This window comes from Acidimicrobiia bacterium (assembly GCA_012959995.1).
In the GTDB taxonomy this organism is placed as follows: Bacteria; Actinomycetota; Acidimicrobiia; order Acidimicrobiales; family MedAcidi-G1; genus MedAcidi-G2B.
On record DUCC01000030.1, the window covers coordinates 1 to 11,386 of the forward strand.

At 56.8% G+C, this 11,386-nt stretch carries 14 protein-coding genes; 12 read left to right on the top strand and 2 right to left on the bottom strand.

The window, feature by feature from the left end; genetic code table 11:
- Positions 1-39 precede the first annotated feature (39 nt).
- Complete coding sequence (locus tag EYQ49_08400) at positions 40-762, top strand: hypothetical protein (GenBank protein HIG25893.1); 723 nt, start codon at positions 40-42, stop codon at positions 760-762.
- A 10-nt stretch (positions 763-772) separates the two neighbouring features.
- Here the strand turns inward: EYQ49_08400 and EYQ49_08405 are convergent, their stop codons facing one another.
- Complete coding sequence (locus tag EYQ49_08405; GenBank protein HIG25894.1) at positions 773-1,195, bottom strand: glyoxalase/bleomycin resistance/extradiol dioxygenase family protein; 423 nt, start codon at positions 1,193-1,195, stop codon at positions 773-775.
- Positions 1,196-1,250: 55 nt separating this feature from the next.
- On the opposite strand from EYQ49_08405, the gene EYQ49_08410 reads away from it, so the two are divergent.
- From EYQ49_08410 to EYQ49_08455, 10 genes are all read left to right on the top strand, one after another.
- On the top strand, positions 1,251-1,583 hold the full coding sequence (locus tag EYQ49_08410; GenBank protein ID HIG25895.1) for a transcriptional regulator: 333 nt from the start codon (positions 1,251-1,253) through the stop codon (positions 1,581-1,583).
- 4 nt (positions 1,584-1,587) lie between these two features.
- Positions 1,588-2,811 carry an MFS transporter gene (locus EYQ49_08415; protein ID HIG25896.1) on the top strand — a complete coding sequence of 408 codons (1,224 nt, stop codon included), beginning with the start codon at positions 1,588-1,590 and terminating at the stop codon, positions 2,809-2,811.
- Positions 2,812-3,035: 224 nt separating this feature from the next.
- Complete coding sequence (locus EYQ49_08420) at positions 3,036-4,718, top strand: transcription termination factor Rho (protein HIG25897.1); 1,683 nt, start codon at positions 3,036-3,038, stop codon at positions 4,716-4,718.
- Between the two features lie 63 nt (positions 4,719-4,781).
- Positions 4,782-5,036, top strand: coding sequence for a type B 50S ribosomal protein L31 (locus EYQ49_08425; GenBank protein HIG25898.1), 255 nt, complete (start codon positions 4,782-4,784; stop codon positions 5,034-5,036).
- 42 nt (positions 5,037-5,078) lie between these two features.
- On the top strand, positions 5,079-6,062 hold the full coding sequence (locus tag EYQ49_08430; GenBank protein ID HIG25899.1) for a hypothetical protein: 984 nt from the start codon (positions 5,079-5,081) through the stop codon (positions 6,060-6,062).
- A gap of 66 nt (positions 6,063-6,128) precedes the next feature.
- Complete coding sequence (gene prfA, locus EYQ49_08435; protein ID HIG25900.1) at positions 6,129-7,211, top strand: peptide chain release factor 1; 1,083 nt, start codon at positions 6,129-6,131, stop codon at positions 7,209-7,211.
- The gene (gene prmC, locus EYQ49_08440; GenBank protein ID HIG25901.1) at positions 7,204-8,058 is read left to right on the top strand and encodes a peptide chain release factor N(5)-glutamine methyltransferase; all 855 of its coding nucleotides are present in this window, start codon (positions 7,204-7,206) and stop codon (positions 8,056-8,058) included. Before prfA ends, prmC begins: the two co-directional genes overlap by 8 nt.
- Positions 8,055-8,660 (top strand): threonylcarbamoyl-AMP synthase, encoded by a 606-nt coding sequence (locus EYQ49_08445; GenBank protein ID HIG25902.1) that lies wholly within the window; start codon positions 8,055-8,057, stop codon positions 8,658-8,660. The genes prmC and EYQ49_08445 overlap by 4 nt, the downstream gene beginning before the upstream one ends.
- A 9-nt stretch (positions 8,661-8,669) precedes the next feature.
- Entirely contained in the window at positions 8,670-9,113 is a 444-nt protein-coding gene (gene rpiB, locus EYQ49_08450; protein HIG25903.1) for a ribose 5-phosphate isomerase B, read from the top strand.
- Positions 9,103-9,375, top strand: coding sequence for a DUF3039 domain-containing protein (locus EYQ49_08455; GenBank protein HIG25904.1), 273 nt, complete (start codon positions 9,103-9,105; stop codon positions 9,373-9,375). The genes rpiB and EYQ49_08455 overlap by 11 nt, the downstream gene beginning before the upstream one ends.
- On the opposite strand, the gene EYQ49_08460 is transcribed toward EYQ49_08455, so the two are convergent.
- Positions 9,372-10,067, bottom strand: coding sequence for a histidine phosphatase family protein (locus EYQ49_08460; GenBank protein ID HIG25905.1), 696 nt, complete (start codon positions 10,065-10,067; stop codon positions 9,372-9,374). The two genes, EYQ49_08455 and EYQ49_08460, sit on opposite strands and share 4 nt — an antisense overlap.
- A 47-nt stretch (positions 10,068-10,114) precedes the next feature.
- Here EYQ49_08460 and EYQ49_08465 point away from each other — a divergent pair.
- On the top strand, positions 10,115-11,386 hold a 1,272-nt coding region (locus EYQ49_08465; GenBank protein ID HIG25906.1), incomplete at its 3' end, for a long-chain fatty acid--CoA ligase.

Below are 11,386 nucleotides of genomic sequence, written 5' to 3' on the forward strand. Positions count from 1 at the left end.
AAAATTATGTCATTAAAGGGTAAGCGGTCAATAGTTTTTATGGCCTCGTTGTTGCTGCTTGCTGGATTTTTGCTTGTCTCATGGGGGTCTGAGGACTCAACTGTCTCAACAACGGTCCCTCAAACAGCAGGAATTTCTGGTGGGCCTCTCAGTTTGGCTGGAGAGACCGAAGAAAATACCGGTGTCACTGAATCAGTAGACGGGCTTAACTCTTTAGCTGAAACGGCCGCCGAAAGCGGGAACGAAGAGCTTGCAGACATTTTAGAACAAGACGCTGAGTTGCTTTTGGCCGCTGAAGATACGGGGGAGGTGGCCTCACCACCCAACAGAGAAGATGCCTTGGCTTTGCTGGGTGACGGTGGTGATGGCCCTGCTTTCGACCCGGAGGGGCCAACATTTTGCGAACCGCCGTTCGTTCCCAACGACATTGCTTTGCTTTCTTGGTGCTACCTGTTTACCGATGAAGATCAGGGCATTGCCGACCTAGTGGTGGTTGCCCCGGGGAAAGTTTTGCTCATGGCCACGGTTCTCCCTACGCCAGAGGCGACAGAGGAAGCATTGGCCATGACCTTGGCCGACCCGGATAGTGCTGAAGAAGCACTGAAGTTGACCGAAACTGTGTGCGGCACTCGAGAAGTGGTCCGTTTTGTTGACACGCTGATTGACCCGTTGACCGTTGAAATAACCGCTGCCCGAAAAGGCGCCAACTATCTGCTGACCGTCAACGGAGAGGCCTACCAGATAACCCCAACCAGCAGGTAAGGGTAAGAGTTCAACTGCAGCAAGCGTGGCCGTTTTCTTCGGGTTCGATGTCGATGTTGTCAAACTGCTCGTTGTCGCCGGTTTTTACGTACCATTCCCAGCGAGTTTCGTCGGGGCCATGAATCCAGGTTTCGGTTTTCTCGGCGTAGCAGCACAAAGCGCCGGCCACCCCGGTGGTAGTTAGATCAGACCCAGTGATTCGAGCTTCGGCGGTAGCCACTTCTTCGGCGGTTTCCACTTCAACGCCTAAATGGTTGATGGTGCCGCCGCCGGTGGGATCTTCGAAAAGCACCAGCTTCAATGGCGGGTCGGCAATAGAAAAGTTGGCGTAGCCGGGCCGCACCTTGGTGGGTGGAGTGGCGAATAAGCGGGAGTAGAAGTCAATGGATTCTTCTAGGTTGCTGACATCGATGGCTAATTGTAAGCGTCCCATGAGGGTCTCTTTTCTGTTATATTGATAAACATCAATATATAGAAGGAATGTATCTATGTCAACCACGACTTCTGTCACCGCACCTTGTTGCCCACCAGTAACCGAAGCCGCCCTCAACCTGGAATCCGCCCAACGCTTGGCCAACGTGTTCGCCACCCTGGCCGACCCCGTACGGCTACAACTCCTCAGCATGGTGGCCTGCCAACCCCAAGGCTCCTGCGCCTGCGACTTCGTGGCTCCCCTCAAACGCTCACAACCCACCATCAGTCATCATTTAAAAATATTGCACCAAGCAGGCCTACTCACCCGAGAACGCCGCGGCCGATGGATTTGGTACACCGCCCGACCCGACGCCTTCCACGAAGCAGCCACCCTGCTGACCTGCTAAACCTTTGATCATAAACACCGCCAACGTTACAAAAACCTCCTGGGTGGGGGTGATCTCTCTTGGGTTGCTCACCATTACCAGTTACGGGTCATGGCTTTATGGCTTCGGCGTTCTCATCAACCCCATAAACCAAACCATGGGCTGGAGCACCACGGCGCTTGGCCTGACCTACGGCATAGCCCAGTCCATCAGCGGTATTGGGGCTTTTTTCGGCGGACGACTACTCGACCGACTGGGCCTAAAAGCCCCCCTTTCCCTGCTCGCTTTATTAGGCGGCGGGCTCATGATGGCCGCCTTTAGTGCAGAAAGCATCTTTACCTTCGGCCTGTTCTACGCCACCGGCGCCGGCATAACTGGCGCTACTGGCTTCTACCACATCACCACCGTGGCCTCGGCCCGCCGCCACCCCCAACGCCCCGACCGAGCCATCGCCATACTCACCATCGTCGGCGCCTTCTGTAGCCCCATTTACTTGCCGCTCACCGCCTGGCTAGTCGAAAACCAAGGGTGGCGCATCACCGGTCGCATCTTGGCCGCCCTCGCCATAGCCGGGGCGCTCCAAGCCATGGTGCTGGCCTCCGGAGGCCGCAGCATCCAAAGCCGCCCCTCTGCCCGCCCCCTTGAAGCCCTACGCAAATCTATAGAAAACCCCCAAGTGCGCCGCATGCTTATCGCCTACGTATTCGCCGGTATGGCGGTCTCCACCACGCTGGTTTACCAAGTGCCCATCCTTACCGCCGGCGGACTGACCATCGGTACGGCTGGAGTGGTCGGCGGCCTGCGCGGATTTTGCCAAATATTTGGCCGCATGGGCCTCACCGCTGCAGTAGAACGCCACGGCACCATCAAGCTGCTGCGCAGCGCCTACCTGCTGAGCGCCCTCGGCGTGGCCCTCCTGCTCTTTGGCGCTCTACCCACCGGCGTCGCCTACTCGGTACTGGCCGGCATCGGCATCGGCGCCTCAAGCCCCCTCCAAGCCATGTACGCCCGCACCAATTTTGCTGAAGGTGACCTTGGGCTCCTCATGGGCCTCCAAGGAGCGGCCGTCGGGTTAGCGAGTGGGATTGGGCCTATCATCGGCGGCATCCTCCACGACCAAACGAACACCTGGGTTCCCACGCTTTTCATGATTTCCTTCGCCCTCGTCGCTAGCAACTTGATGCTTCGCAGCCAAAGAAAAACCCTTAAAACTAAGCTCAAACCCACCATAGTTGCGAAAAACTTATGACTTGGGTTAAAGTACTCCTATCAACCGGGTCAGGCGACCCCGTGTGATGCCCACGGTAAACTTTTCTTTACCCGGCGACTTCTCAACAAGAAATGTTCTTGTTTCGTCAAAATCTGCATCTTCTTGAAGAAGCAGAACCGTTGCCAAATCTGCTTGCTTCTCAAACCTGAGAGCAAAAACCAACGGGCCTGAGAGCCCAAAACGAAAGACCAAGGTGTACGAGCATGGCCTCCACCCAATTTGAACGCGACACCCTCGAGGGTAAAGATCGCGACGAACTCACCACCATCGCCACGGCGATCGGCGGCAAACCAACCTCCCGAGCCCGTAAAGCCGAATTGGTAGACATGATTGTCGACCTCGCCTCCGGCGGCTCAAGCAACGGCACAAAAGCTAAAGCCAAACCCAAGAAACAAGAACCGGTCGAACAAGCCGAAGAACCACCCGCGGCATGGGAAACCGAAGCCGCCGAAGAAGCCTCCAGCACCGAAGAAGACAACAAAGAGGCCGACGGCACTAAAGACAGTGACGAAGAAGAGAAACAAGACGGCCCGGTAAACCGCAACCCACGCAGCCGTGAAGGCAACGACCGCAACGACCGCAACCCACGCAACCGTGAAGGCAGCGACCGCAACCGGGACCGCAACCAAGATCGCAACCAAGATCGCAACCAAGACCAAGCCGGCCCCGGTAACCGTCGCCGTCGTGGCCGCGGTCGCAACCAAGAACGCAGCCCAGTCCCGGTAGAAGAATGGGACGGCGAACCAGTAGCCATCGAAGGCCACATTGACCTACGCGACGAGGGTTACGGATTCTTGCGCACCAACGGGTTTAAACCCTCCGTAACCGACGCCTACATTTCGGTCAAGCAAGTACGCCAATTCGGGTTACGCAAAGGCGACCACATAACCGGCGGATCTCGCCCCGCTAACCGCAGCGAAAAAAACCCTGCCCTACTACGTATCGACGCCATTAACGGCCTCGACCCCGAAATGGCTAAAGACCGGCCCCGCTTCGAAGACCTCACCCCGCTTTTCCCCGACGAAAAACTCGGCATGGAGATTGAAGGTGACTCCACCAACATGACGGCTCGAATCATCGACCTGTTGTCACCCATTGGTAAAGGCCAACGTGGCTTGATTGTGTCGCCGCCTAAAGCAGGCAAGACCACCATCATGAAACACATCGCCCGCTCTATCGAAACCAACAACCCAGAGGTCAAGCTCATTGTGTTGTTGGTCGATGAACGGCCGGAAGAAGTCACCGACATGAAACGCTGGCTCCAACACAGCGAAGTAGTAGCCTCAACTTTTGATCGGCCCAGTGAAGAACATACCCAAATCGCTGAACTGACCATCGAACGGGCCAAACGTATGGTCGAATCCGGCCAAGATGTCGTCATCATTTTGGACGGCATCACCCGTCTTGCCCGGGCCTACAACCTGGCTGCGCCTTCAACAGGACGCATCATGTCTGGTGGTGTAGACAGCGGTGCTTTGTACCCACCCAAACGCTTCTTTGGTGCGGCTCGCAACGTTGAAGAAGGTGGCTCGCTAACTATTTTGGCTACTGCCTTGGTGGAAACCGGCTCCAAAATGGACGAAGTGATTTTCGAAGAGTTCAAGGGAACCGGCAACATGGAACTCCGTCTTGATCGTCGCATCGCCGAGCGTCGGATCTACCCCGCTATTGATGTAGATGCTTCCTCGACCCGGCACGAAGAGTTGCTCTTCGAACGCAAACAACTCAACCAGGTGTGGAAACTCCGTCGAGTGCTTAGCGGCCTAGCCGCCGACAGTGGGGGAGCAGCAGCAGGCCTTGAACTGCTAACTGACCGCCTTAAAACCTTTAACAACAATGATGAGTTCCTTGCTGAGGTGGCCAAAGGCCCCTCCATGGGCGCTTAATAAAAACAAATACTCACTGCGCAGGTTGTAGACGCTCGTTTATCACCGCAGAATGGACCCGCTATGAAGACTGACATACACCCCAACTACCGTCCGGTGGTCTTTCAAGATCTCACCGAAGGTACTCATTTCGTTATCCGCTCAACTATTGAGACCTCGGAGACCATTACCCTTGACGACGGGGTTGAATACCCGTTGGCCAAAGTTGAAATCAGCTCGGCCAGCCACCCCTTCTTCACCGGCACTATGAAGATCATCGACACCGCCGGTCGAGTTGAGCGCTTCGAACGCCGTTACGGCTCACGCCGCAAGGGTTAAACCCCTTCGACGGGTTCACCGTCGAAAACTTTTGAGCATTCCGTGCCTTTAGACCCGGAACGACGAGCAGAACTCCAAGCCATCAAACTGCGCGCCTTGATTACCGAGGCCGGGCACGATTTAGGCCAAACCCAGCCCGAAACCTTAGGCCAAGGGTCAGCGCTCATTTTAGATAACTGCTGCTGGTTGCTGGCTGACACCGAACGACCCGAAATATCTTTAGGTCAAGGGATCTTGCTTGCGGCTAGTCGCTCGCTGAACGAACTTCACGTGTTGTTCGACCATCCGCAGGCCGCCGCAAAAGCGGCTCGCCAAGCCCAAGGTCTTAAACCCGCCCCAACTATCTCGCTCATAACTGAACGCACCCTGGCCCCGGTCACCCCCGGCCCGGTTGAATTAGCAGTAACCCCGCTGCCCTGCCCTGACGACTTCATTAATCTGTGTAGCGGTGCCGGCGTAGAAACAGTGGTCGAACACGGTATGTGGCGCGGCGAAATATTAGGCCTCGAAGTGGCACGACTGGTTGACGGCATCACCGAAGTAGGGGTAGGCCGCTTTGACCGAGAAGCCGGAGCATTGCTGCACGGCGACCAACCAACGAGCCAAGCCTTAGCGGCCGCCGCCGATCAGGTACGCGCTCAACGCCACCCCGGTGCCGGTGCTCACCCGTTGGCTACCTTGGTTCGAGAACGCTGGCTGCGCCACACCCTGCTGGCCGACCCCACGCTGGTAGGTCTTAGCGACCTAGCGGCCCTCGACTCGGCCACCGAACGCACCAACCTACGAGACCCCGCCCCAGCATTTGCGTGGGGCACCAACCCCGACGGCCAGAACGTATTGGTGGCCTGTTCCACCGGAGTGGACGTCAATTTGGTCCCCCAAACCGCTGAACTGATTGTGCGTCATCAACCTGATCAGGTAATCGTGGTGGTGCCGCCCCGCGACCAACTGCCAGTAGTCGAAAAATCCATCCAACTCCTGGCCGCCCCCACCAACCTCGTCCCCCTTGAAGGCCCCTGGACCTAAACCTCCGTCATGTCGTCTCAGAGTCATCATGACGGGGAGTGACGGACCACCGGTAGCCTGAACTTTATGTTGGAAAAAGTTGTCGCCTTTGAAAAAGAGCTTTCAGAAACCGAACGGCAACTTAGCGACCCGGCGGTCATCAGCGACCAATCTCAACTACAAAAAGTAGGTCGCCGCTTTAAGGAACTTGGCGAAGTGCTGGCCGTGGGCCGCCCTTTACAGGAAGCCAGCGAAAACCTTGAAGCAGCCCAAGAACTCTTAGAAATAGTCGAAGAAGAAGAAGACCGACAACAACTCAATGACGAAGTCAGCGAACTCAAAACAACTATCGAAACTTTAGAAGCCGAGCTTCAAGCATTGCTTTTGCCTCGCGACCCCAACGACGGCCGCAACGTGATTTTAGAAATTCGTGGTGCCGAGGGCGGCGAAGAAGCCAACCTGTTCGCCCGAGACTTGCACGAGATGTACCATGCTTTTGCGGCCAACCACGGGTGGAAAATAGAGCCCATGGATGCCCGAGAGTCAGATATGGGCGGGTTCAGTGAGGTCACCGTATTGGTCGCTGGCCAAGACGCTTGGACCCGGCTCAAATATGAAGGCGGGGTGCACCGGGTACAACGAGTGCCGGTAACCGAGTCACAAGGCCGGGTCCACACCTCGTCTGCCACGGTCAGCGTGGTGCCCGAAGCCGAAGAAGTAGAAGTAGATGTAGACGAAAATGATCTTCAAGTTGATGTTTACCGAGCTTCTGGTCCGGGTGGCCAGTCGGTGAACACCACCGACTCGGCGGTACGTATTACCCACAAACCCACTGGTTTGGTGGTTTCCATGCAAGACGAAAAAAGCCAGTTGCAAAATAAGGTTAAAGCTATGCGGGTTTTGCGTTCACGCTTGTTGCAAGTTGAACAAGAAAAACAACAGGCCCAAGCCTCGGCAGCCCGCAAGGGCCAAGTGGGCACTGGCGGTCGGTCAGAAAAAATACGAACCTACAACTTTAAAGAAAATCGCATCACTGACCACCGCATTGGCCTTACTCTGCACAAACTTGATCGGGTGTTGGCCGGCGACCTCGACGAGGTGATTAACGAGTTGTTGGCCAACGAACGCGTCGAACAACTTGCTCAAGCCACGCCATCTTCTGATGGATGATCAAAACTCCGAGCAAACTATTTCCTGGCGGGAACTAAGCAAAGAAACCACCCAACGATTTGTGGCCGCCGGGCTACCCGAAGCCGAAGCCCGGTGGATCATTGAAGACCTCTCCGATGGGGTGCTCCACGAATTGATTACAAAACGCGGTATGGCTCGCCACGATGATTTGGTGGCCCGCCGGCTGGCTGGCGAACCTTTGCAATATGTATTGGGCCACTGGTCCTTCCGCACCCTTGACCTCATGGTAGATAAACGGGTGCTCATACCGAGGCCAGAAACCGAGGTGGTGGCCGGCTACGCCCTCGAGGAGTTAGACCGTCAAAACGGTGAGTTGTTGGTGGCTGATCTAGGCACCGGCTCGGGGGCTCTGGGCTTGGCTATCGCCGCTGAACGCACCAGTACCCGAGTGTGGTGTACTGATTTTTCAGATGATGCGCTAGCGGTGGCTCGAGCCAACTTGGCTGGTTTAGGCCGACCGGCTAGTCGGGTTACTTTGAGTCAGGGCTCTTGGTTTGAGGCGCTACCCGAGCACCTACAAGGTCACTTGGCGGTAATAGTTTCTAACCCGCCTTATGTAGCCACTGGTGCAGAGTTGCCTGCTGAAGTGGTGGATTGGGAACCAGCGATGGCCCTCACCGCTGGGCAACAAGGCACCGACGACTTGCACCATTTGGTAGACCATGCGCAAAACTGGTTAGCCCCCGGGGGTGCACTGGTATTAGAAATGTCACCCGAACAAACTATTCCCTTGGCCGACCGGGCCACGGCATTGGGCTACACTGAGGTGCGTATACGCCCTGATCTGACCGGACGGTCTCGAGCCCTTATTGCTCAACGGCCATGACCCCAACGGACGGCGATTTACAGGCGGCGGCCCAAGCGCTGCGCTTAGGTCAACCGGTGGTGGTTCCTACCGACACGGTTTACGGGGTGGCTGTTTTGTCCACCAATGCTGAAGCGGTGGCTGAGTTGTTTACCCGCAAGGGCCGCGACTTTGACCAACCGTTGGCTCTTTTGGTTGCTGACCTCGAGCAGGCCAAGAGTTTGACTACCGAGGGGGCGCTCCCTTCTGCGGTGCAAAGCTTTTGGCCCGGCCCGCTCACCGTGCTGGTGCCCCGAAAACCCAATGATGGGCTTCACTTGGGTCAGGCCCCAAAAGTTATTGGTCTGCGTTGCCCCAACCATCCGTTTATTCAGGCCTTGGCTGCTTTAGTGGGCCCGTTGGCCGTGACCTCCGCTAATCAAAGTGGTCAACCCACCCCGACTGAAGCGTCGGCCGCCGGTGAGGCTTTAGGCGGCGATTTGCTGGTTATTGACGGCGGGTCTTGTAGGGGTTTGGCCTCTACTCTGGTGGACTGCACCACAAGCCCGGTCACGGTGGTTCGCCAAGGTGAAATTACCTTGGCGGAGCTTCGGTCGGCTGGGCTGGCCCTCGTCGACGGGTAGCATCGGCTTATGACAATTCTTGCTATTGGTTCTGACCATGCGGGCTACCACCTTAAAGAACAACTGGCCCAACAACTTCGTGACCTGGGCCACGAGGTGCTGGACCTGGGTGCTCACTCCACGGACCGGGTCGATTACCCCGACTTCGGTGCGGCGGTGGGCCGAGCGGTGGCCAGTGGCCAAGCAGAACTTGGAGTATGTGTTTGTGGCTCTGGTTTAGGCATTGCTATGGCTGCTAACAAAATTGCTGGGGTGCGAGCCGCTCCGGTGAACGATGTGACCTCGGCTCATTTGACCCGTCAACACAACAATGCCAATGTGATTTGTTTCGGTGAGCGCCTTATCGGTGCCGGGGTGGCTGCTGAGGCCTTGGTGGCTTGGCTTGATGCCGAGTTTGAAGGCGGCCGCCATGCTGGCCGAGTGGAGAAACTTGATGCCCTTCATGATGAGTAACCAAGCACCAAGGCTCTCAGAACTTGAGACCATCACCACCCCAGAAACCATCATCGATCCGGTTACCGACGACGGCGACCACGATCGTTTTGCTCATTACGCCCGCAAGTCCGACATCATGGAATCAGCGGTAACCGGTAAACCAGTGGTGGCCTTATGCGGAAAAATGTGGATCCCCAATCGCAACCCCGACAACTATCAGGTGTGCCCTACTTGTAAAGATATTTATCAGCGCAAGAAAGACGCCGAAAACGCTGGCTAACTTTTTTTGGGCGCCCCCAACGGGTTGCGCCTCCAAGGGGCAGGAACTACGCCACCATCACGCATGGGCCCCACGGGTTCTGTTCGCTGAGCATCAAAATGACCGGTCTCGTTGGTGGAGATAATCTGACACATAGGGTCTGGGTGATCATCGTTCGAAGGGGCCACTTCTATGCGACTGATGGAGGCATAGTCCACTCGAAAAGAAGCCCCGGGGTGGCCAACTACGGCGGCCAGAATGACTCGTATGGTGCCCCCATGGCAGCCCACCACTATTCGTTCGCCGGGAGGGTTACGGCACAAGTTTTGCCAAGCCGCTAATACCCGTGCATTGAAAACATCGGGGTGGTCCCAGCCGATTTCGTCAAATTGGCCGGCCACTATTTTGTCCCAAAACTCTCCGCCCTCCGAAGACAACAACTCGGTGGGGTGGTAGGTGTGGGAGCCTAAATCGATCTCGTTGAAGTCTTCTACTACTTGGTGCTCAAGGCCACGGGGCGTAAATACGCCGTGCACCGTTTCGATGGCTCGTCGTTTAGGGCTGGTGATGACCTGGTCGATGTCTTCGTTGGTCAGCCAGTGGGCTAAGCGCTCGGCTTGCCACTGGCCTAACTCGGTGAGTCCGGGGTCGGCAATGGTGGGGGAGTTGATTACCGTTTCGGGGCGACCGTGACGAACCAGAAGAACATGCATGCCGAGACGGTACTGGGTGGGAGTCGGTGGCCGGGTATTGTGCGACCATGCATTCCCCCCGTTCTTGGATGGCGCACACCGATGGCCAGCCCTTTGTTTTGCCTAAACCGGGCACTTTGGTGGGGGCTTGGGTAGCCACCTTGAGCCAAAACTCAGACCAACCGTTGTTGCATGATGCTGCTGGCTGGGTGAGTCGGGGTGAGTTTTTGGCTCGTACCGCTGTGGTGGCCGGCCGTTTGCAAGGTGCGGGCTTGAACCCCGGTGATCGGGTGCTAATTTCTGGGCCGAGTACCGTGGAGTTGGCGGTGGCTCATGTGGCAGCGCTGCGGGCCGGGCTGATAGTGGTGCCCACCAACGGGGCGTATCAAAAAGCTGAGTTGGCTCATGTGGTGGCCGACGCCCGCCCTCGAGCCGCTTTGGTGGACCACCCGGGTTGGGCGGAGCTGTTGGTGTCTTTGGATCCCAAGTTGCTGGCGTGTTCAACCAGCGTGCCGTGGGCTGACCATGCGCCGCAAAACTTAGATGATGTTGAACCGGACAGTCCGGCTTTTATTGGTTATACCTCGGGGACCACTGGACGGCCCAAGGGTGCAGTACTGACGCAAGAAAACTTGTTGGCCGGGGTGGCGGCGGTAGAGGCGGCGTGGCAGTGGGGCTCCCAAGATCGCTTGCTGCTTTGCCTTCCCATGTTCCACATGCATGGGCTAGGGGTTGGTCTCCACGGGACGCTGCTTACCGGTGGCTCGGCAGTGCTTCAGCAAAGTTTTGATCCTGACGATATTTTTGCCGCTCTAGACACTCATCAGGTCACCATGTTTTTTGGGGTACCTACCATGTACCACCGCTTGGCCAGCCACCCGCAGGTAGCTGACTTGGCGCAACTACGGCTTTGTGTGTCGGGGTCGGCGCCGTTGGCGGCCGCCCTTAACCAGCGCTTGTCCGATGAAGCCGGGGTGACGGTGTTGGAGCGTTACGGCATGACCGAAACAATGATGCTGGTTTCTAACCCGTACCAAGGTGAGCGGCGCCCCGGTGCGGTGGGTTTTCCGCTTCCGGGGGTGGATTTACGCCTTGACGGTGAGACGAACGAAATATTGGTGCGGGGGCCCAATGTTTTTTCTGGTTATTGGGAACGTCCGGAAGCCAACCAAGAAGCCTTCGTGGATGACCCAGACGGTGACTGGTTTCGCACCGGCGACTTGGGGGTTGTCGACCAAGAGGGGTACGTGTCCATAACTGGTCGGGCCAAAGAGCTGATTATTTCTGGCGGTTTCAATGTGTATCCCCGCGAAGTGGATGATGCTTTGGCCGAACATCCA